Annotated in this window: 22 protein-coding genes and 1 pseudogene; 7 read left to right on the top strand and 16 right to left on the bottom strand. The window is 46.4% G+C overall.

From position 1 onward, the window contains the following. The 12 genes and pseudogenes from GPK83_RS09820 to GPK83_RS09765 form a co-directional block, all read right to left on the bottom strand. The coding region (locus tag GPK83_RS09820) for a plasmid mobilization relaxosome protein MobC (protein ID WP_215704679.1) at positions 1–371 on the bottom strand (371 nt) is incomplete at its 3' end. Then, entirely contained in the window at positions 355–735 is a 381-nt protein-coding gene (locus GPK83_RS09815; protein WP_215694327.1) for a hypothetical protein, read from the bottom strand. The genes GPK83_RS09820 and GPK83_RS09815, both read right to left, overlap by 17 nt. A gap of 407 nt (positions 736–1,142) precedes the next feature. Beyond that, positions 1,143–1,361 (bottom strand): hypothetical protein, encoded by a 219-nt coding sequence (locus GPK83_RS09810; RefSeq protein ID WP_215694323.1) that lies wholly within the window; start codon positions 1,359–1,361, stop codon positions 1,143–1,145. Between the two features lie 10 nt (positions 1,362–1,371). Then, on the bottom strand, positions 1,372–2,460 hold the full coding sequence (locus tag GPK83_RS09805; protein WP_215694321.1) for a hypothetical protein: 1,089 nt from the start codon (positions 2,458–2,460) through the stop codon (positions 1,372–1,374). A gap of 25 nt (positions 2,461–2,485) precedes the next feature. Then, positions 2,486–3,076 carry a hypothetical protein gene (locus tag GPK83_RS09800; protein WP_215694319.1) on the bottom strand — a complete coding sequence of 197 codons (591 nt, stop codon included), beginning with the start codon at positions 3,074–3,076 and terminating at the stop codon, positions 2,486–2,488. Positions 3,077–3,304: 228 nt separating this feature from the next. Then, positions 3,305–3,433 (bottom strand): annotated as a pseudogene (locus GPK83_RS09795) (Maff2 family protein); the annotation flags it as partial. A 134-nt stretch (positions 3,434–3,567) separates the two neighbouring features. Continuing rightward, positions 3,568–5,337, bottom strand: a complete 1,770-nt coding sequence (locus tag GPK83_RS09790; RefSeq protein ID WP_215704673.1) for a type IV secretory system conjugative DNA transfer family protein — start codon at positions 5,335–5,337, stop codon at positions 3,568–3,570. Continuing rightward, positions 5,334–5,825, bottom strand: coding sequence for a PcfB family protein (locus GPK83_RS09785; protein ID WP_215704672.1), 492 nt, complete (start codon positions 5,823–5,825; stop codon positions 5,334–5,336). Before GPK83_RS09785 ends, GPK83_RS09790 begins: the two co-directional genes overlap by 4 nt. Positions 5,826–5,955: 130 nt before the next feature. Then, complete coding sequence (locus tag GPK83_RS09780; RefSeq protein WP_215704671.1) at positions 5,956–6,861, bottom strand: DUF6017 domain-containing protein; 906 nt, start codon at positions 6,859–6,861, stop codon at positions 5,956–5,958. Further along, positions 6,858–7,631: a BRO family protein gene (locus GPK83_RS09775; RefSeq protein WP_215704670.1), complete on the bottom strand. Its 774-nt coding sequence runs from the start codon at positions 7,629–7,631 to the stop codon at positions 6,858–6,860. The genes GPK83_RS09780 and GPK83_RS09775 overlap by 4 nt, the downstream gene beginning before the upstream one ends. Next, entirely contained in the window at positions 7,624–7,863 is a 240-nt protein-coding gene (locus tag GPK83_RS09770) for a hypothetical protein (protein ID WP_215704669.1), read from the bottom strand. The genes GPK83_RS09775 and GPK83_RS09770 overlap by 8 nt, the downstream gene beginning before the upstream one ends. Positions 7,864–7,947: 84 nt before the next feature. Next, positions 7,948–8,556, bottom strand: coding sequence for a helix-turn-helix domain-containing protein (locus GPK83_RS09765; protein ID WP_215704668.1), 609 nt, complete (start codon positions 8,554–8,556; stop codon positions 7,948–7,950). 624 nt (positions 8,557–9,180) lie between these two features. Between GPK83_RS09765 and GPK83_RS09760 the strand changes: the two genes are divergently transcribed. After that, entirely contained in the window at positions 9,181–10,194 is a 1,014-nt protein-coding gene (locus GPK83_RS09760) for a GH25 family lysozyme (RefSeq protein WP_215704667.1), read from the top strand. 433 nt (positions 10,195–10,627) lie between these two features. Here GPK83_RS09760 and GPK83_RS09755 read toward each other — a convergent pair whose 3' ends face one another. Further along, positions 10,628–11,194: a prolyl-tRNA synthetase associated domain-containing protein gene (locus GPK83_RS09755; RefSeq protein ID WP_215704666.1), complete on the bottom strand. Its 567-nt coding sequence runs from the start codon at positions 11,192–11,194 to the stop codon at positions 10,628–10,630. 300 nt (positions 11,195–11,494) lie between these two features. Here GPK83_RS09755 and rlmD point away from each other — a divergent pair, with 300 nt between their 5' ends. The 4 genes from rlmD to GPK83_RS09735 all read left to right on the top strand — a co-directional run bounded on the left by rlmD (position 11,495) and on the right by GPK83_RS09735 (position 16,675). Further along, the gene (gene rlmD, locus GPK83_RS09750; RefSeq protein WP_215704665.1) at positions 11,495–13,318 is read left to right on the top strand and encodes a 23S rRNA (uracil(1939)-C(5))-methyltransferase RlmD; all 1,824 of its coding nucleotides are present in this window, start codon (positions 11,495–11,497) and stop codon (positions 13,316–13,318) included. A gap of 24 nt (positions 13,319–13,342) precedes the next feature. Then, positions 13,343–13,591 (top strand): DUF6061 family protein, encoded by a 249-nt coding sequence (locus GPK83_RS09745; protein ID WP_007488104.1) that lies wholly within the window; start codon positions 13,343–13,345, stop codon positions 13,589–13,591. A 133-nt stretch (positions 13,592–13,724) separates the two neighbouring features. Beyond that, positions 13,725–14,096, top strand: coding sequence for a BlaI/MecI/CopY family transcriptional regulator (locus tag GPK83_RS09740; protein WP_007488105.1), 372 nt, complete (start codon positions 13,725–13,727; stop codon positions 14,094–14,096). Continuing rightward, positions 14,093–16,675: a M56 family metallopeptidase gene (locus GPK83_RS09735; RefSeq protein WP_158356995.1), complete on the top strand. Its 2,583-nt coding sequence runs from the start codon at positions 14,093–14,095 to the stop codon at positions 16,673–16,675. Before GPK83_RS09740 ends, GPK83_RS09735 begins: the two co-directional genes overlap by 4 nt. A 71-nt stretch (positions 16,676–16,746) precedes the next feature. Here the strand turns inward: GPK83_RS09735 and GPK83_RS09730 are convergent, their stop codons facing one another. The 3 genes from GPK83_RS09730 to GPK83_RS09720 are packed head-to-tail and all read right to left on the bottom strand — an operon-like array spanning position 16,747 to position 19,719. Continuing rightward, positions 16,747–17,922: a hypothetical protein gene (locus GPK83_RS09730; protein WP_215704664.1), complete on the bottom strand. Its 1,176-nt coding sequence runs from the start codon at positions 17,920–17,922 to the stop codon at positions 16,747–16,749. A gap of 44 nt (positions 17,923–17,966) precedes the next feature. Beyond that, the gene (locus GPK83_RS09725; protein ID WP_021683574.1) at positions 17,967–18,599 is read right to left on the bottom strand and encodes a hypothetical protein; all 633 of its coding nucleotides are present in this window, start codon (positions 18,597–18,599) and stop codon (positions 17,967–17,969) included. Beyond that, positions 18,592–19,719, bottom strand: coding sequence for a DUF6076 domain-containing protein (locus GPK83_RS09720; RefSeq protein WP_039996407.1), 1,128 nt, complete (start codon positions 19,717–19,719; stop codon positions 18,592–18,594). The genes GPK83_RS09725 and GPK83_RS09720 overlap by 8 nt, the downstream gene beginning before the upstream one ends. Before the next feature lie 222 nt (positions 19,720–19,941). Between GPK83_RS09720 and GPK83_RS09715 the strand changes: the two genes are divergently transcribed. Further along, entirely contained in the window at positions 19,942–20,562 is a 621-nt protein-coding gene (locus GPK83_RS09715) for a CHC2 zinc finger domain-containing protein (protein WP_215704663.1), read from the top strand. Next, complete coding sequence (locus GPK83_RS09710; RefSeq protein WP_117515291.1) at positions 20,537–21,916, top strand: phage/plasmid primase, P4 family; 1,380 nt, start codon at positions 20,537–20,539, stop codon at positions 21,914–21,916. Before GPK83_RS09715 ends, GPK83_RS09710 begins: the two co-directional genes overlap by 26 nt. The last annotated feature ends 166 nt before the right edge of the window (positions 21,917–22,082 follow it).

Here is a 22,082-nt window from a genome sequence, read left to right as displayed (position 1 = left end):
ACAGCGTCACCCACTTTCTGCAAGACTTCAAACTTTAGGGCAGCAAGGTCGGAAACCGCCGCCCGTACCTCCCCGGCAAGTTGCGGGTAGGGGCTGTGCCACTCGTTCAGTGTCCGGGCTATCTGGTTTAAGTTGCCGCCGATCCTACCGTATTCGGCGGTCAGCTTCCCGACAGCGGCAAGCAGCTCGTCGTTGACGGGGGAAACAGTTATGATGGGGCGTATGGCTGCCCCGGTTATGGCTTGCCGGATAAACTCGGCTTGGCTCATGTTGTAGGCAGAAAGCCTTTCCGCAAACTCGGCGTATTCTTCCTCGGTCATGCGGGTCTTGACTACCCGGCTGCGGTGCGGCGTGTTATATCGTTTTCGCATGGTAAAAACCTCCTTTCGGCTGTGCGTGGTGTCCTCTCACTAATAGGAGAAAAACAGGGTGTGAAGCGGAACTGTTTTTGAAAAATCCGAAAAAATATTTTGAGGGATTTTTAAGCGGCGTAAGCCGCATTAGCAGGGTTTGGGGAAGGCACTCCCCAACAAGATTCCCGCAGGGGCAAAATGAGCGAAAAGCGAATTTTGGTACTGCGGTAGAATCTTGCTCTAAGAAACTGCCGGACTGCTGTTCACTTCCTACTGCCACTTTTTCAGAAAATCGCAACCAGCTTTTTTTATAAAGAGCTGCTGGATTGTCCTCACTTGCTACTGCCACTTTTTCGGGAAATCTATAACCAGCTTTTTTCATAAAAGGCGGCGGGCTGGCATTTTCCCCCTTACTCCCTACAAACCACAAAAGAGCAGAATGGACGGACTTTCCGGCAAGAACTTTTCCGGCGGCTCGGTCTTTCCCGACAATAAGGCGTTTCGGAAGCTGCGTTTTGCCCGCTGTCTGATAGAAAACGGGAAATTTCCTTGCTCACATACCAGTATCGCTACTTTCCCGATTTGCCCAAAATGGGTGCAAAAAAAGCAGCAAATCTTTTTCGGATTTACTGCTTCATGTATCGCTACAGGGCGGGAAGTATTCAATTTTGAAAAAATAATATAATGTAATTCTGTGAAGAATAACCATTGAAATATGAAAGGGTTTCGTCTACTACAATAGGCGAAACCCCTTTCCATACCAATGTCAATAAGATTGGATTTATTATTTTATTTTTTGTCAGTGCCTTTTAGACGATAATTCATAGCCCCAATCTGAAAAGAAATAACACTTCCCACATACAAGATGACATATACAATATCACTATTATTGGAGTCAACATAAAACAAATCATTTTTAGGCATCAAATTAACAAAAATCATCCCCAATGCTATAAATGACACCAAATATACAACTCCACAGAGAATTTTTATAAAATACTTCTTCATATCGCTATCCTCAACTTACTCTGTCTGGATAACAAGTGAACGATTTGTTCAAAGAAATTTCTTCTCTTCCACTATCCCACGAATCAAGCGTGTAACTTGCATTAGCAGTAACCGAGACGCTCGATTTATTAGAAGGACATTGGAAGTTAATTCCCGGTTTAAATGTAAATGCAGCCTTTTGAGCACCTCCACTTAAAGCTGTATTCCATGTTACACCAGATGTAGATACAGATACATCAATATTTGTATCTGTTGTATTTTGTGTCCAACTCAAGCCTAGCTCTAATGAAATATCTTCGCCTAAAGTACCTCCTACATTTACACCTACCGAGCCGGTATTTGCAACTCTTTCTGGACCATAATCATCAACAGTTACACTAGAAGACGAAGTTGAAAGCGTTACATCCAAATCCTCGCCTTGGTATTTCGTCTCATAAGCACCGCCTAAGTCACATCCTGGCATACCAGTAACATTTGCCTTTATGATATAGTGATCTCTGGAATTAAAATTTTGGACGGTATAAACATCATAGTATGCAGTCATTTTTCCTTTAGGTTCTCTAGTATATGTATAATCCTTTTCCCCAATCAAGGAACCACTTGCACGAGTAGCAATAGGTTGTGCTTGATTATCTTTTACTTCGGATATAACTTCTTCAATAAGTGCATTTCTATCTACCGTATCATTGCTTCCAACATTGATTTCGTGAACAGAAAAAACATTGCCATGTTTATAATAAATTGTAGCAATATCAATACCTGGATCAATAATAGCATCATCATTAGAAGCAAATGCAAGCTCAGTATCTGCGGCTGTTACCGGAAGATTTAGTTTTTCTTCCAAGTTCAAAGGTTCATCCGTATTATTTCCAGTAACAACTAGAATCCCTTGTGAATCAAAGAAATTATCTATAACTTCTGGAGATGTATCAAGAATAGCGTCAAATGTATCAATATCGCTATTTGTTATCCAGACAACTTCTCCAGCTTTTTCCGAAAAAGTATTTCTTTCAATTCCCACTTCAGCAGCTAACGCTGTAGAACTACATCCAATTACCATAACTAAAGATAAGAACAAAGCCCCAAATTGTTTTTTCATAAACTTATACCACCTTTCCATCCTACTAGATAATGTCATTTAACTGAATTGTATATGTATGCGACTCTGTGCTATTATAAATATGAGCAAGCGGATCGTCTTTCATGATATACTCAAAGTCATATGTTGTATTAAATGTTATACTCTTTTTGTTACTGCTAATTGAGTATGTATTTTTTGTCACTTTATAACTACTGTATCCCCAGGTCATAGCACAGATTATATCATTTTTATATGTTGTGACTTTGGCATTAGTAATTTTGTCAAAAATATAATCCCCACTAGAATTTACTGCTGCTTTCCAATCAAATATAATCTGGAATGTATATCCTGGCAATCCTGCATCATATTTTTCAGATTCATATGAACCTTCCATAGAAGCACCATAAGTGGTAACAGTGGAATGCTCCATAATGTCATCTACAGATATTGCAACTGTATTATCTGCCATAGAAGAAGGAATCTCTATAGCATACTCCGTCCCTACAAGCACTTCTGCTTTTTCATCAGTAGATAACTCTGCTGCTGATGCAGGAATTACACTGAATAGCATTAAAAGCATTACTGTCAAAAGTGAACAAAATTTCTTGAATCGGCATGAATTTAATAATCTCATAGAAATCCTCCTTTGCATAAGTCCAATTTGCTATTGGCACTAATATTATATACATTTATTCCCTTGATTTCAATAGTGAATATCTATTTTGTATAGATTATTAAATTTAAGTAATGCTTTATTGTTCAATATGACCATTCTTCTACCGAGCACTTAAAATGTGAAAAATTTTTATGGAATAGAGGGGATGATTGTCTGTTTATGTTTTGTGTTACTTTACCGCACATAAGCATTAGCCGCCGGATTGTCGTTGCCGTAGCCTTCCATGAGGTTGATAACACCCCACACCGCGAGACCGGCACCGAGGGCGATAACGAGCGTCTGAAGAACCGTGACAGCCTGATTGATAAAAGCCATAGATTTTCCTCCTTGAATCGATGAAAGTTGAGTGTGTATTTTTGAAAATGGGCATAAAAAAAGAAGCCCCGTCGCTGTTCTGCTTTGGGATGAGCCATCAGGCTTTACCCACTGCGCAGTGCAGCGACGGGGCTTTAATCTGCATCGACCTCGCCCATATCATAGAGGTCGAATGTGTCATCGGGCTTGACTACCAGTTTGTGCTGCCGATATTTTTCGATGTCAAAGGCGTTCCGCTTGTTATAGTCGGAGAGCTGCCGGTACTTTGGATGCTTCGTAATGTCGTATTTGTTACTGAGAAAAGGTCTCACGCCTCGAAGCTGTAAAATACACTTGGCTCCGTCCATGACGGCAATCTCGTCCTGAGACATCAGTTCCTTGCCGGTCTTCTGATAGTTCAAGCCATAAGAGTTGTTGTTGGAACGGGTTTCTGAGGTGTTGTAAAGGTCGATTGTCTCCTTGCCCAGCACCTCGCTGATTTCCTTGAGGGTCGATTTCTCCTTGCCGCCAAGAAAAAGTGTGCAGTCGCAGTTGCCCGTGATGGTGTCCGCCGCGTCCTTGTAGATGGTCTTGAGCTGAGACTGGGACTGCAAGATGATTGACGCCGAGATTTCCCGGCTTCGGATGGTGGCGATGAGCTTATCAAACTTCGGGATTTGACCGATGTTCGCAAACTCATCGAGCAGACAGCGCACATGAACGGGAAGCCGACCGTTGTAAACGTCATCTGCTTTATCGCACAAAAGGTTGAAGAGCTGGGAATACATGATTGCCACGACGAAATTGAAGGTGTCATCGGTATCGGAAATGATGACGAACAGCGCCGTCTTCCGGTCTCCGATGGTGTCCAGCTCCATCTCATCGTAGCTCATCAGTTCCCGCAGCTCTGCGATGTCGAAGGGCGCAAGCCTTGCACCGCAGGAAATCAGGATCGACTTCGCGGTTTTGCCAGCCGCCAGCTTGTATTTGCGGTATTGCTTGACCGCAAAATGGTCAGGATCGCGGGCTTCCAGCTCATCGAACATGACATCCACGGGGTTCTTGAAGGTCTCATCGTCCTCTCTGGCTTCTGAGGCATTGATCATTTCGAGCAGGGTAGTAAAGTTTTTCTCGTGGTCGGGTGCCTCGTACCAGATGTAGCCGATGAGAGCTGTGTAGTAGAGCTTTTCCGCCTTTACCCAAAAATCTTCGCCGGACTTATCGCCGTCTCCCTTCGTGTTGACGATGATCGTATTGACCAGCTTGAGGATGTCCTTCTCGCTGCGGATGTAGCTAAAAGGGTTGTAGTGCATGGATTTCCGGAAATTGATGGTGTTCAGCGACTTGATAATGTAGCCGCCCTTTTCAAGCATTTTACCGCACTCCACCAGCACTGTACCCTTCGGGTCGGTGACAACGTATGAACTGTGCATCTGCATCAGATTTGGCTTTACAAAAAACCTTGTCTTGCCGGAGCCGGAACCGCCGATGACGAGTATGTTCTTGTTTCGAGCGTACTTCGGCTGTTTCGGACGGCTGTTCATGGTCAAGAACTCCGTCTGCGTCAGAATGACATTGTTGGAAAACTCCGGGTCCATGTACGGCTTGATGTCCTCCGGCTTACCCCAACGGGCAGAGCCGTACTCTTCGCCCTGCCGGAACTTCTTGCGGTTCTTACCCTTGACGTAAACTGCCAGCTTGAGCAGCACGCCAGCCGACAGACCGATGAGCAGATCGACGGGATGAAAGCTGGGCAGCGGATTTGCGAAGGCAGTACCGAACACGGCAAATCCGTTTGTCAGCTTGTCGATGAACGCCGTGCCGGGTGCAAGTCGGAACACGGCGGCAATCTTATCCGCAAAGTAGAAGGCGAAGACATACGGAAGGTTCAGAAGAATGAGCTTCTTCACATCGGGCTTGTTCACAGCTCCACACCCCGATCCTTGGTTTTGACCTTGACCTTCTCCTTGTGCTGCGCCTTGCTCTGAGCTTTCTCCTGATCCAGCTTGTGCCGGATGGACGGCTGTTCCTTCTGCTTGACGGTTTTGGCGGAGAACTCCTTGAAGGCGGCGGTCATGACATCAACGTCCCGACCCTTGAAGAAGACAAGATAGCTGGGCGGCTCTACGGAAACGTCCTTTTTGAGCGCAAAGTCCAGACCGTATTTGCTGGCAGTCCGCTCAAAGGACTTGATGTTGCCATCCGTCACTTCGATGTTGGAGATGGCGGCGTTCTGGCTCATCAGATGCTTGATGGACTGCTTGCCGCGATAGGTTTTGGGCTGCTGCATCTGCTTCTTTGCCTTCTCGATCTCCTGAACGAACTTGTCCAGTGCCTTTTTCAGCACCTCGGCTGAGATTTTGCCGCCCTTGATCATGATTGCAACAACTTTGGTGTTGACTTCATCCTGCATTGCGGCGTTTACCTCCTTTCGTTGGAATGATTATGGGGACTGCTGCCGAAGCTAAGGCGGCACAATCCGGCGATAGATGCTTTTCATTTACACTGTCCTCCTTTCCGAGCATTGCTCACGATGGTATTCATTAAAGAGTGTCTTCACAAAGGCTATAATCGTAGGTCTTCGGCTTCTTTGACCCTGCCGATCTGTCCTGCCCGTAGAAATCATGATTGACGAGGGCGGAGTAGTAATTGTCTATCGTCAGAGAGGCGTTATACAGAGCGGTCAACAGGTACGCCCGGATATTACGGATGTCTGACGGGTTCTTGTTCATTGCTTCCAGAACGTACTCAATGTGGCTACTATTCAGCTTGAGAAAGCGGGATTTGACTACTTGCTGCGGCATATCCTCGCCATTGATGCGGATGGTCGGCGCAGTGGAACAGACGGCATCCAGCATGATGTCCATGATCTCCCGGAAGCGGTCTTTATCGAACTTCGGATCCTGACAGAGAATGTCGTAGTCAAGATTCTCTTTGATAATCTCTTCATACTCGCTTCGCTCATCCATCCTGTCCATCACATCAATATTGATGGATTGATAGTTCTTTGAGAGAGTATTTCTTTCTTGGGTAATTACTTGATCAGTATTTATTTGTGCGGACTTATCCCCACGTGGATTATCCACATCTGGCTTCTCCACACATGGATTTTCCGTGTGTGGCATTTCCCGTTCTGGCGTGGACTCCTGCGGCTCTTCGTATATCTCAAAGATTGTGCTGCTCATCCTGCCTTTACCGTCTCTCTGCCGGTGCCGGACAAGGTAGCCGTGCTTTTCAAGCTCACGGAGCGCGGAGAGAATGGCATCCGGACCTTCCTTGCAGATTGCAGAAAGTCCCTTGGTTGAGAACTTCCAGCCATCATTAAACGAAAGCATCTTTGAGAGTAGCCCGACTGCCTTGAGTGACAGGCTCTTGTCTCGGAGGTGGAAGTTCGCCATGACGGTATAGCCACGATTCTTGTTTACGCGATAGACTGCCACGAAAATCACCTTGCTATCTTGGGAAGCAGCTCTTCGCCGCACTTTTTCTGGAACTTCATTCGGATGACCTCCTTGCCCTTCGGCGTGAAGTAGGTCTGAGAACCGGTGTAGCAGAACGTCACAAAATCGCGGACGATGAACAGTCCGGCATTGCTGTCCTTGTTGTAGGGAAGAAGCTGCCCGGAAGGAGAGCGGAACAGGTACTTTTCTTTGAGAAGGAACTGGACGAACTTGCGCTCCGGGATTTTCATTTCCTTCGCCGTCGTTCGGATATTGGTGCAGTCATCCGGATTGATGAAGGCGTCGTAGTAATCAGCTTTGGGCTTCGCCGTGTTCAGCTCACGCTCAAGAGCCTTCACACGATTCTTTTCCAGAATCAACGCCTGAGCAAACTCTACAATGACCGCAGGTTCCTTCTGAATGCGTTCCAGAAGGGAGTCCGTCATGTAGCCGCCGGTCTTGCGGATCATGGGGATGACATCATGTGTGATCCAGCGTTTGAAGGCTTTGGCTTCGGGCTTACGGCTGCTCAGAATAAGCGTGTAAAGTCCAGGTTCGTTCACCACCGTCATGTTGGGATTGCCTCGTTGATTACCCTCATTTGAAATGAGGGTAATCATCTTCTCGTCCGCATCCAGCCGTGAAATGGCTTGTGACGAATTGCCGATCTCCAAAGCCCTGCACACGTCTACCGCCACAAACCACGGCTCGTTTTCGATCAGGGCTGTTCGGATTTCTCCAAACTGTTCATTCTTGAAGACTTCGATTTTGTTATCCATGATTGGCTTCCTTTCCGGCAGCAGATGTGCCACTTTGATTTTTGAGGGTAGAAACGGGATTGCAGCAGTAGGGACACTCTGCAAACACGCAGGACTGATATTTCCAGAAGGGGCGATGAAAGCGGCAAGTACGGCATTCCGGTATAATGCCCTCGCAGCCGCTATCGAAATGGGAATACGGCGTTTCCTGCATCAAGGCGTCAAATGCCTTGGCAGAATCTCTTGTGTTCATTGCCTTGACCTCCAATTTGACAAAAAATAAGCCCCGTTATTGTTCTGCTATGCGCAGTGCAATAACGGGGCTTTGCTATACGAATTATTCTGTTGTATCAAGTCTATCAAGAAAACTTTTGATGAGCAGCGTGTGCTTCCAAGTTTTTCGTGTAATGTCGAAGCTGTACTGAGAAACGAGGAAATCTACGAGGCTGATCTTTGGTATAAGGAACTTTCCGGAGATATTGAATGATTTGAGCTTCTTGGCGTTGCACCAGCGATAAAGCGAAGTATCGCAGTAGCCGATTGCCTCAGCCACTTCAACGATGGTCAGCAGATCACCGTACTGACAAAACTCGTCTTCCATGTATTTTCGAAAGCTGGCTCGTTCCTCTTCGGACAGCCTCGTCAGTTCATTCCGATAGGTGACACGCGAATTGTAATGACCAGACCGTTCCTGATACCAGCGATCCGGTGCGCGATAGACTTCCGGGTGAAGCTCCCGGTCAATCAAATAGAAGATTATATCGTCGGTGCGGATTGTGTACCGGCGAGTTTTCTTGCCCGTATCTTTGCACGGGACTAAACCGTTTTGCAGAAGGTGCAGAGCAGTTGCTTTGCTGATATGGGCGATCTGGTAGAACTGATCTTTCGAGACCGCCTCAGGGTATTTGCGACGGATGGATTCGTAATATTTCATGCTTTCAGTCATGCGGATAACCACCTTGATTTTGATGTTCGGTATCGGTAGGTGTCATCTGCACTGGACTGTGATTTCTCCCCGAGTTCTCCCCATCTTCTCCCCAACGGGCTTTTTTCTCCCTAAATCCGGATTTCTTTCGAACTCCTTGCTCTGTCTGGGCTTTCGGGATTTCCGACCTTCAATGGCGGAAAAATGCTGATTTTTCAAGGGTTTGCAAACTCTCGCATTGTCCGTGAGTTTCCGCCGTTTTCCTTCAAAGTCCGGATAGCGACTCTAACTCGAAATGCGTTTATCGGTTCATCCCGGTACGAGGGTTCGAATCCCTCCGTCTCCGCGCCGGAACCCTTGGTTTTCAAGGGTTCTTTTGTTTTTGCGGCACAGGGAAGGCTGTCCGGAAACTGGCGGCTTTTATCCTGGACGAAATTTTGCCACAAAGTCTTAGAGGTGTGACAATGAAAATGTAAGAGGTTCTTAATAAAAAAAGAGGGGAATTGTAGTATACTTGTGAAGACTTAAAGAAAACTGTTTGCAGCTGTTCGGTACCTTCATAGTTGCAACGGTTTCTTGTGCAGTTTTTAAGATGGAAAATATTTAAGGAATGAAATACGGGTAGAGAAGAAAGGCGGAATCCGAATGTTTAAGAAAAAGTTTCGATATATGGCAGCAGTCCTTGCGGCAATAATGATCACACAGGGCAGTTTTACCGCGTTTGCGGATGAAATTGGACCGGGTTATGATGAGCAGAATAAGGCATCCACGGATACCAGTGTAACGGATCCTGCAAATGCATGGAAAAAGGTAAATGGTGTTTATGTGGACAATAATGGAAAAACAATAGAGGGAGCGCTTCTCCGCGGCATCAGTGTTGCAAAATGGCAGGGAGATATCGACTGGGCGAAAGTTGCGGCAGATGATATATCGTTCGCTTTTATTAAGATGATGTCTTACGGATATGAGGGTGGTTACACCATGGATCCGAATTATGAGAAAAATATGAAGGGTGCTTTGGACAACGGAGTTCAGGCAGCTCCGTATGTTTATCTTCAGACGAAAACTGTGGAGGAAGCGAAGGCGGCTGCGAAATATGCTGTAGAAAAAGTATCCGGATACAATGTAAAGTATCCGATCGCTGTGGATGTAGAGTCAAAATATATCCTGGAGCTTTCGGTTCAGGAGCTCACAGATGTGGTAAACGCATTCTGTGATACGATCGCTGCGGCAGGCTACACACCGATCGTATACAGCGACTACAGCAAATTTACGACCGAGATGGACACAAAGCAGATCCACTATGATATCTGGCTTGCGAGATACGGCGCGGACGGTACATATGAGGGCCGCACAATCTGGCAGTGTACGGATAAGGGGCATGTAAATGGAATCAACGGAAATGTATGCCTGGAATTCGCTTACAAGGATTACGCTCCGAAAGCCACTAAGGGAACCGCGGTGGATACCGGTGAGTGGAAGAATGAGAGCGGCAAATGGTACTTCTACCGTGACGGCGGAAGAATGAGCGGCTGGATCAATCCGGATGGATACTGGTATTATCTGGATCCGTCTGAGTTAGGTGCTATGGTGACAGGCTCGACGATGACGATCGATGGCGTCAGCTATACGTTTGATGCAAATGGTGTGATGCAGTAAAACCGGAGCTTCCGGGGAACGGGCGGCAGATCAGCACATTTTGGATACTGACGGCCGGGAAAATGGTACGTTTTCTGCGGAAATGCGCAGTGAGCGGATAAAGGTTTCAGGATAGAATAAAGGATAAAAAAGAAGAACGGGGACGCGGTCTCTTGATGAGATCTGCGTTCCTGTTCTTCTTTTTAGATATACATTCTATAAATGAGCAAATACCGAAAAGTGCACAAAAATTATGACTTATTGTGCATGTAACACGGACATTGATTCGTTTAATATTCTTCATGTCTGCATGTGAAAGACTTAATAGTGCAGTTTTTCAAATTTGCTCATTTATAGTATACATTAATAAACAATTCCTGCTAATGGATTCTACAGGTGATTTTAACAAGTGGGAAAACTGGTACTTACGATTGTTGGTGGAAAAATTCTGTTTTTATTCTTCCCATGGAAGATCCACGATCGTCGGCTCGTGATGAACAGCCGGGAGAAATTTCTCTATGATATCGGACGTTTTGAGCTTCATGCTTGTGGTGTTGATACACGGATGGCAGCCGAAATATTCGTCCTTTAGGACATCAGAATCGATCAGAAGCTTTACATGGTCCTCCAGGTCATTCATGAGTCCCATGATGCTGACAGATCCGGGAGTCAGGCCGAGATATTCCTTCATATGGTCATCATCCGCAAAAGAAAGTCTCGCAGAACCGATCTGTTTGGAGAGAACCTTCGTCTTGAATTTCTTATGCCCCGGCATCAGGAGGAGGTAGAACTTCGTCTTCTGGGCGTTGCAGAGGAAAAGGTTCTTGCAGATATGGATCCCAAGGACTTCGTCTGCACCGTTGCATGCGTCGATGGTGAATGCGGCTTCATGGTCGAAGCGTATATAGGGGATATTTAAGGAGTCCAGGAGATCGTAGGTGCGGATCTCGGTCTCGATTCGTCCGGTGACGTCCTTCGGGCGTCCGGATTCGGCAACACGGGTATTTGATTCATTATTCATGATTTGTTTTCCGGCAGTGTCTGGAGTGTCCAGATGCTGCGTCCTTTCTTGAAAATGTGAGGAACAGTTACAACTGATTTTACTGATGTTTTGTATTCTAAGCCGGCAAAATCTGCATGTTTCATGCAGTATTTTCAGCTCAGAAAATGTCTAACTGTGTATAACGGCCGGAATTGTCCCAGGTAAAAAGTTTCAGTGGAATATTCCGGGAAAAAACGCTATACTTTATGTGTTATTATAATCATCCGCATTCCGGGAATCAAGCGGAATGTTTCAGATAAGAATGGAGAAATATTTATTATGGAATACAGGGAAAAGAAGTTTAAAGGTGCCGGGGAGAATGGAAAGAAGAGCTGGAAGAAAGAGAACGCTGGCAGAAACGGGAATAATGGAAGAAATGTGAACGGGAAGACCGAAAGAAATAGCGGAAGAAAAGAAACGCAGAATTTCGTCAGCGGTACAGAGAAAAGAAACGGAAGAAACTACGGAAATCCGGATAAAAGTGTAGAAAAAAAGCTGGGATATATTGATGAAAAATTAGAAAAAAAGTATGGCGGAGCATGGAATCCTACAGGGGAGAAAAACGTGAACGCTGGTGACAAAAAGAAGGCGGCATCCGCATCCAAACGCCAGGATGACCGCAAAACAGCACATGTTCGAGGAAAAAATGCATCTGTCCAGGCAGAAGCAAAAACAGAGCGGAAAAAATCCCTCTGTCCACATTTCAAGACCTGCGGCGGCTGTCAGTATCTGGATATGCCATATGAGAAGCAGTTAGAGCACAAAAAGAAAGAAGTCTCCGAGCTTCTCCGCCCGTTCTGCAGGGTCGAGGAGATCATCGGCATGGACGACCCGTTCCATTACCGGAACAAGGTCCATGCAGTCATGGCCCGCGACAGGAAAGGTCATATCATCTCCGGTGTATATAAAGAGGGAACCCACACGGTTCTCCCGGTGGAGACATGCCTGATCGAGAACAAAAAGGCGGACGAGATCATCGGAACGATCCGTGAACTTCTTCCCTCCTTCAAAATGAAGGTATTCGATGAGGATACTGGATACGGCTTCCTGCGCCATGTCCTGGTGCGCACCGCCCATGCCACAGGGGAGATCATGGTAGTCCTGATCACCGCATCCCCGGTGTTCCCGTCGAAGAACAACTTCGTGAAGGCGCTCCGCAAGATTCACCCGGAGATCACGACCGTGGTGCAGAACGTAAATGGCCGCGACACCAGCATGGTCCTCGGGGAAAAGGAACATGTGCTTTACGGACCTGGATTTATTGTCGATGTCCTCTGTGGCAAGAAATTCCGGATCTCCTCAAAATCATTCTACCAGATCAACCCGGTTCAGACGGAGAAGCTCTACAACCTGGCGATCGAGGCAGCAGGACTCACCGGAAAAGAGACCGTTGTTGACGCCTACTGCGGAATCGGAACCATCGGAATCGTCGCAGCGTCTGCCGCGAAGGAAGTCATTGGCGTCGAGTTAAACAAGGATGCCGTCCGGGATGCCGTAACAAACGCGAAGGCAAACGGCGAGAAAAACATCCGCTTCTACAACAACGATGCCGGAAAATTCATGGTCCAGATGGCCTCCCAGAACGCTCATGCCGATGTGGTATTTATGGATCCGCCGAGAAGCGGAAGCACAGAAGAATTCATGGATGCTGTAGCGATCTTGAATCCGGACCGCGTGGTCTATGTGTCCTGCAATCCAGAGACGCTGGCGAGAGATCTGGCGTATTTTAAGAAGAAAGGGTATAGGGCGGAGAAGGCATGGGCTGTGGACCAGTTCCCGGCCACCAGCCATGTGGAGACGGTTGTCTTGCTTTCCAAGGGTGAGGTCGACTCGAAAAAGATTCGGGTTGAGTTCTCTTTGGAAGATATGGATATGTCCGAATTTCAGGATGGGGCAACCTACACCCAGATCAAAGACTATGTGCTGGAGCATAGCGGGTTAAAGGTATCCAACCTTTATATCTCACAGATTAAGAGGAAATGTGGGATTGAAGTTGGCAAGAATTACAATTTGCCGAAGTCCGAGGATTCCAGACAGCCCATGTGTCCGCCGGAAAAAGAGAAAGCAATCCGAGAAGCATTCAAATATTTTGGGATGATCTAACATCCCGCAAAATGGAGGTTTCTTATGGATAGATTGATTTCTTGTGAGTTTAACATGGATACCGCTTGTGTGGAACTGAAATTTTTAGATGGCAGCATGATTGCCATTGATACCATCGCCGTGGAGAATGAGGTTGCCGATAATATGTATCAGCGGTCAGAACTGGACTATCTGATCTACAATGATCCGATTGGATATGCTGATTTGATACTGAACGGTAATCCCGAAACCTATTTGAAAACTGTAACTGAATACAAACCGCTTGATAGCTAACCAACACTTTGCCCGTGGGAGAAATTCTGCGGGCAATTTTTTTGTATCTTTTCTGTGAACTCTATTGATTTTGGCTGTCTAATGCGGTAGACTATGTGTAAAGTCTAATGGTGTAGACAGGGAGGGCGTGAATATGGATTTTCCGAAGATTCACGAAAGTGAATATCGTTTTTGTTTGATTATGTGGGAGCATGAGCCGGTTACTGCTGTCGAGCTTGTAAAGCTGTGCCAGGATCAACTCGGATGGAAAAGGACTACGACTTATACCGTTATCAAGCGTCTTGGAGAGCGTGGTGTGCTGAAGAACGACAATGGCACTGTTACTTCTCTCGTTTCCAAAGATGAAGCCCAGGCGTGTGAGATCGATGAACTGGTTGAGAAAAAATTCGAGGGTTCTCTGCCTGCCTTTATCGCTGCTTTTACAAAGCATCAGGCTATGTCCGAAGATGAGCTTGATGAGGTACAGCGCATGATCGACCGCATCAGGAAAGGAGGTTCACAATGAACGAACTCTTTTTGAAAATTATCAACATGAGTATATCTGCAAGCTGGCTTATCCTGGCTGTGCTGATACTCAGGCTTGTTTTGAAGAAAGCTCCCAAGTGGGTCAATGTTCTGCTTTGGGGTATCGTGGCTGTCAGATTGATTTGCCCGCTCTCTTTTGAGAGCGCATTAAGCCTTATCCCAAGTTCAGAAACAATTCCGTTGGATATTGAAATGGCGGCCAAACCCACAATAGACAGCGGTGTTCCGGCGATCAATAGTGTGGTCAATCCTGTTCTATCCTCATTTGCCCCACCACAGCATGTATTGACGAGTGCAAACCCGCTTCAGATTTGGATTCCGATTTTGAATATTATCTGGTTGATTGGTGTCGGCGCCCTTCTCTTGTATACCGCAGTTAGTTATTGGCGCCTATGTCGTAAAGTGGATACCGCTGTTCGCTACAAGGGCAACATTTTCCAGAGTGAGAATGTAAGTTCTCCGTTTGTCCTGGGCATTATCAAACCGAGAATCTATCTCCCGTTCAACATGAATGGTCAGGATCTGGAGCACGTTGTTGCCCACGAACAGGCGCACATTCGCCGCAAAGACCATTGGTGGAAGCCTCTTGGTTTTCTCCTGCTGACGATTCATTGGTTCAATCCTTTGATGTGGTTGGCTTATGTACTTCTTTGCCGTGACATTGAGTTTGCCTGTGATGAAAAGGTCATCAAGGAACTTGGCAACGAACAGAGAGCCGACTATACACAGGCTCTTGTGGTCTGCAGCGTCAACCGTCGCATGATTGCGGCCTGCCCACTTGCCTTTGGTGAAGTTGGTGTTAAAGATCGTGTGAAGTCTGTGATGAATTATAAGAAACCTGCGTTCTGGATTATTATTCTGGCAGTCATTGCCTGTGTGATCGTTGCGGTCTGCTTTTTGACCAACCCGATGGGATTCCAATTCGATGAAGCAACACACACCATCGTTTCTGCAAATCATTTTGATATGCGAAATGCGGATGACGCGGTGGCTATTGAAATGAATCCCGCACAGATTAGTGAGTTGAGTTCTCGGCTGGCCGGGGTCAAGAACACGAAGAAGAGCGACGAATATGGTGGATTCACACCGGGATATCAAATCAGCGCACTCCTGGAGGATGGCACATATATCCGGATAAACGGTTATTCTCTCTCCGACAATGATATGGTAGATATCGAGTGGAACGGAGAACGGTATGTTGTATCCGACGGAGAGTTCCAAGATTATTTGAGTAGAATCTGTGTGGGAGGAGATGTCGCAGTTGCTGAACCTGTACCGTCTGTTACAAAATGGTTTGACTATCTTGAAACACCAGATGAGATGCAGTGGGGTGGTCGCCATGAGATTAATCTTCCAGAGTTCCCGGATGTGACTTTCCGTTGGACTTATGGAGAAATGATGGCTGTTACGGGTAACGAAATCACTTCGTTGTATACCGGGATGCCCATCTGGAACGCCTATTTCTGCGACCTCACCGGCGACGGCTTGCCTGAGTTGTGTTCTACAATCAGTTGGGGATCTGGCATGATTGATAACCGTGTCACCATCTATGACTATGCAAACGGAGCAAGCTATGAACTGTCTGATCGAGGATATTTCGATTTTACCCTCAGATTTAATGAAGCTGACGGATACCTCTATGTAGATAAAAAGAAATATAATACTGATGAACTGGTAGAAACTGGTCGATTGGTTTTCAAGAATAATTGTATTCAGATTGAAGGTTTTTCCAACGAAGCGCATCAGGTTTTCCAAGCTGAAATTCTGGAAGATCATAATGGTTATTATCTTGTGAAGCCTGTTGAAGGTAGCTGGGAACTGAATAGTGCAGACCGAATTGAAGTACCTATCAGAAATGCTCATCCATCACCAGAACCTGAAATCGGAGATGTGATTGAAATTGAATACTCCGGTGAAATCCTTGAAACTTATCCTGCACGAATTGCGGATGTTTATGGAATCAAGGTTATAAAGCAAACCGAAACATGGGACTTAATCCCTATGGTTATGGTGAACGGGACACTGTATCTTGATACTGGCCATGAAAGCAAAATAGAAGCAAGATGTGGTGTTATGGATGGAGAAATCACATCCCAGGTTGATGGAAATAAACAGCCCAGCGTTGACAATCAATCCAATTTTGGTACAGGATATGGTTATCAATACGGGGCAACTGAGGGAACCATTGAACTCTTTATGAATGGCAAGTGGTGGATCTTTGCTACCGAAGAAGCACGACAGAAAATCCAGTTCCCGTCCATAGAGGATGAAATTTCTAAGTTTTATCTGACCATTGGCTCTGAAGGCGTTAAGAGCATCAAGCTTTCAATGCCAAATTCCAGTGGCGGCTTTGAAAATGCAGATGGTTCTCTGCTCAAGAAAGGCGAACGCATCTGGCTCGAAAATCTCGATGGCTACACTGATCTGCGAGGATTAACAATAACTGCCCTGGGTGAAAACGGAGAAATCATCTGGACAGCATCAATTCCAGATGAAGAAGAAAACAAAGGATTTACCCATCTGGTAAATGATGATTGGGAAATCACAAATATCGAATAATTAGTTCCCAGCAAATAAACCGCTGCAATTCTCATTCCAAAGTGGGATGGATGTTGTAGCGGTTTTTCTTTTTATGGTTCAAATGCCACCATTGTTTCCTTTGGTAGTTTCTCATTTTCACAGTTCAGAAGATAGGCTACGGCCTTGTTCGTAAAGCGGTTGGTTTTTATCGTATCCCAATCGGCAAGATGGATGATCTCTGCTGTGCTGCTTTCAAAATCAAATGAAATCTTACCCCATTCGCCGTCGCAGTCTGCTTGGTATTCGTAGATTGCGGCGGCGATTTTCTTTTTTCGCTTGATCTTGGATTTCTGTTTTAGCCGGACTGCATGGATTGCGCCCTCGGCAACCAACAATTCCGTCAACTTGTCCACTGCTTTTCGGTAGGCTCGTTCTGCACCGCTGGCTGTACTGCCCTCAAACATAACCGCCAGTTCTTCAAAGGTGGGGCGGTTCTTCCATGAGCCGACACGCCCACAGGTCATACAGATCGCCAGCCGCTTTTCAAGCAAGGTTTGCTCCCGGTAATTCAGTTTCTCAAATGCCCGCTGCACCTTTTCTGCCTGTATGCCGTTCCAGAGGATATCGGTATAGTTCCAGCTATCGTCAAGGGCTACATCCTCGCCTGTTTCCTCGCCGTTCTCGTCTGTCACATAGAATGGCTGCTGATTGCGGATTCCACGGACAACTTTCAGATATTCTTCCGCAAGGGCAAGATCGCAGTTGTATTTCTTGGAAAATTCGTTGACCGCATCCTTGGTATTGTGGTACAGCCAAGCCATTGACCGCACCATTTTGTAATTGGTCAGAGAGGACACCGACCATTTTTCTTCGCCCATGCGAAAACGGAGCATAGCATCCCGGATGAACGGGAAAATGTATGTAGCATACTCTGCACCCTTGGCAAGGTCATAGTCCATCAGCTTTTGGAGCATTTGCTCCCGGCAGGAGAGCTTTATATCTATAAATCGGTCTGTGTCATACAGATCGCCGCCATCCACACCGAGAAAGTCTTTGATGCGCTTGTTAAGTTGCGGCTCGTAGTGGTGTAGGAAGAATGAGAAATATATCAAATTCTTTTCCTGCAAGGCAGACAGGATATATTCGTTCAGATTGCCCACCGCTGGAGGCTCCGGTTCCAGTTGGAAGATGCGCTCTGCCGCATAAGGAATGATGCCGTCACCGTGCGGATTGACAGCGTGTTTTGGTATGTATCCGGTCATGTCCCATGAAAAATCACTCAGCATAGCGCACCTCCTTTCGGTTCTTTCTCTATCAATATCGACAGTAATTATGCATCGAACTTTTTGTTAGTAGTATTATTTTCGTCGTCCATCATATCACTTAGCACGGCAAAAGCTTGGCTCAGCGGCACAGCCTTAGAAGTCCAGTTTTTCAAACTAAACAAGTTGGAAGATTCATCAAACACATCAAATTCGTCTGTCCCATCAGTGATTTTCTTCAAGTACAACATTTCTATCAAATACAAAGCTCCCAAGATATTTAGTACATTCTCCTGCTTTGCTTGCTTCAACTGCTCATAGCGGTTGTGCTTGACATCTGTAAATGCTCCCCACCATTGCAACGACTGTGCGGGCTGGGTAATATCCCAATTCATAAACGGTTGTATTTCGATATCGTATTCCTGTACACTGATTTTTTGATTTTTTATATCCGGTGTGTTGGTCAAAATATACTGTGCATAGTCTGCAACCGTTTTTCGATCCGTTGTATTGAAACCGCAAAACTCTTTGAATACAGTATCCAACTCTGCCCCTATGGCTTGAATTAAGAGGGCATATCCGTTAGAAAATGCATCAAAATTGTCCTCATGTAGTTCTACAAACTCTATTGATTCAACAAAACGCTTTTCGAGCATTAAGTAGTATTTCCAATGATTCTGACTAAGTTCTTTTCTATTCATGTTTGTCCCTTTCTTTGTATATTTTTGCACTTGCTTCCTTTTTCAAAGCCGCCTGGTCCATTTCTTTTTCATAAGCTCCCTTGGCATAGGCTACATTGCTCAATGCCCGGAGCATCTTATCTTTTGCCAGCTTTTTCATAACCTCTGCAAGATCAGCGTCCAGAGTACCACGCTTCACATAGCGGTTTATGGTGTTCAGCCGTTTCTCATAAATCTGTTTCACCGGATGATCGTCCGCAAGCTCCCGTTGTTCTCTGCCTTTCAGGTTGCCGATCTGCCGACAGGTGCGGTGCAGCTTGTCCCCCGGTGCATAGCCGCCACAGTATTTGGTGTGCCGTGCGTTGGTGGTCAGAAACCACTTGCCGCAGATTTTGCATTTCTTCGGTGCATGACCAACACACAGGCCCTCAAAGAGATCAGACCGGAACATCCCTACAAAGGATACATAGTGCATCCGCTTGACCAGCTTCGCAACTTTTTCGCCGGGACGGATGACGGATACATACTGAACGGAATTGTTCAGGGTAGACATCCAGGCATTGCCTTCCGTGATGGAAAACTCCGGCGGGAAATAGCTGCCGAACATTTTTGCAAAACCCTCTGCGGTGCGGTCTGCTTCGTTGCCGTCTGTTTTTTCTGCAAAATCAAGCATGGCCGTTTGGTATTCCCCAAGGGAGTATGCCAGATGCCCGAAAACTGCGGTATAGCGTTGGAGCATCATCGCATCGGTAAAGTTCTGGATTTCTTCAAATTGCAAAGAATTGGTTGCGGCTTTTATGGCAAACTCCACATATTTCAGCGCATTGTCCACAGTAAAGGCTTTTTCAATCCGTTCTCTGTGCTTTGAGATATTCATATAGGAGAACGGCGGTGTTTGACTGAGAATATCGAGCATCGTCAGAGCAGCTTCCTTTGCAATAGGACAGAGTGCAGAAGCATCCTGTCCGGCGTTTAATATTCCAAGCAGCAGATTGATTTTCTCGCATTGCTCGTTTATTTTTGCAATGGTATTCACAGGAACATTCAGTGCATCACAGGCAAGCGTACCGACAGGAAATGTTTTGCTCTCATATATGACCGTATCCTGCCAGAAATCCAATGTCATCAATTCTTGATTCATGCTTGCCCTCCTGTCCTGTTTTTTCATTTTTCTAATTATATCATGTAAATGTGAAGAAATCTACGTCCTCAGATAAGTTGTCCTGTTTTTTGAAACAGGATTGTCCTGTCATTAGCCTGTTTTTTGAAAAATCCGTCATAACCATAATAGAAGGAGCGAAGCACCTGCCAATCACGGCGGGTGCTTCGTGCTTTCCAGAATATTATGAACGGAGGGTTTTCTATGACAATCTATGAAACCATCAAGGCGGCAATCAGCGTCAAGCAAGCCGCCGAACACTACGGGCTGAAAGTGAGCCACAACGGCATGGCTTGCTGCCCGTTCCACAACGACAGGCATCCGAGCTTGAAGCTGAATGAGGACTATTTTTTCTGCTTCGGCTGCGGAGCCAAAGGGGATGTGATCGACCTTGTGGCAAGGCTGTTCAATCTGAGCAGTTATGAAGCAGCGCAAAAGCTGGCTTTGGACTTCGGGCTTGACCCGAAACCGCCCACTGCCGCAGCTATGGTCAAGCCGAAGCGTCCCTATATCCGTCAGTTCCGGGAGGATGAAATGCTGTGCTTCCGGGTGCTGACGGATTATTTGCATCTGTTGGAAGATTGGAAAGTGCGCTATGCTCCCAAGACACCGGAAGATGCTCAGGATGACCGTTTTGTGGAAGCCTGCCAGATGCACTGCCATATCGAATATATGGCAGATGTGCTGATGGTGGGTGATCTGGAAGAACGGGTGGCATTGGTGGACAAGCTGATGCAGGACGGCAAAATTGCTTTTCTGCAAGAGTATACCGCACGAAAGAAAAAGGAGGTGGCGCACCATGGCGAAGAACCGGAAAACGCCTGATATGAACTTGCCCATGTGGTTTGACGGGCAGAACATCAACGAAGCTCTGTTTTGTGAAGAATTTCTGCAAGAGCGCAGGATCATCTTCGCAAACGGAGCTTTTTTCACGCCCGATGGTCGAGTGACGGACGATCTTCCTCTGCGTGGGGAGATTTACGACAAGCTGAAATTCTGTGCCGTAAACAATATCCCCCGGAAGATCACCAACATTCTGGAAGTGCTGAAACTGGAAGCGCAAGTGCCGGACTTTCCACCGGAGCAGGATCGGATTCATTTGTCCAACGGTACGCTGCTATTGAACGGCACATTTACCGAGGGCAGACCGGCTATCGTGCGGAGCCGTTTGCCGGTTGCTTACAATCCCGATGCTACTGCGCCGGTGATCTGGCTGAACTTTCTGGATGGGTTGCTTTACGTCGAGGACATTCCAACTTTGCAGGAGTTTATCGGCTATTGCCTGATTCCCTCCAACAAGGGGCAGCGCATGATGGTGATTAAAGGCAACGGCGGCGAGGGCAAATCCCAAATCGGAGCTGTGCTTTCTGCTATCTTTGGCACGAATATGAAAGACGGCAGCATCGGCAAGATTTCCGAAAACCGCTTCGCCCGTGCCGATCTGGAACACATTCTGCTGTGCGTGGATGATGATATGCGGATGGAAGCCCTGCGCCAGACCAACTATGTAAAATCCATCGTGACCGCACAAGGCAAGATGGATTTGGAACGCAAAGGCAAGCAGAGTTATCAGGGCTGGATGTTTGCCCGGTTGCTTGCGTTCAGCAACGGTGATCTGCAAGCCTTGTATGACCGCAGTGACGGATTTTACCGCAGACAGCTTGTGCTGACTACCAAAGAAAAGCCTACTGACAGAGCTGACGATCCTGACCTTGCAGAGAAGATGAAAACCGAAGCCGAGGGCATCTTCCTGTGGGCATTGGAGGGTTTACAGCGGCTTGTTGCCAACAACTTTCAGTTTACGGAGAGTGACCGTATCCGGGAAAACAGGGAAGCGGTCAAGCGTGACAACAACAATATCTTTGATTTCATGGAATCGGAGGGATACATCCGGCGTAAAGCGGATGCGTCCATTAGCTCCAAGGATTTCTATGAAATCTACCGGATGTGGTGCGAGGAAAATTCCCTTGCTCCGCTGAAAGCCCGCAGCTTCAGCGACGCCATGATTGCCAATGCCGGGAGATTCAATCTGGAGCATTGCAACAACATCACCAACTCTGCCGGACGGCGGGTTTGGGGATTCATGGGAGTGGAAGCCATTGTACGACCTCATATAAATGGGTTTTACGGAGATTCGCCGTGTACGTACGTACCGGAGGAATGGCGGCAGGTCGAGTAAATCCCATTACTGGTACGTATGTACGCAGCAAAAGAGCGTAAAACGCTCGTTATAGAAACAGCACGCATCCTCTCGTTCGGGTTGTTTTGATATTGTCAATATTGGTTGACACATTTATCTCAAAGATATCATTTCCTATGCAGCCAGGCCCAGAGATTGGTAGTAT

The sequence above is a fragment of the Clostridium sp. MCC328 genome (genome assembly GCF_018785465.1).
Taxonomy (GTDB): Bacteria; Bacillota; Clostridia; order Lachnospirales; family Lachnospiraceae; genus Pilosibacter; species Pilosibacter fragilis.
The sequence above is the reverse complement of the archived record's forward strand: the minus strand, read 5'-3'. Positions and strand labels throughout refer to the sequence as shown.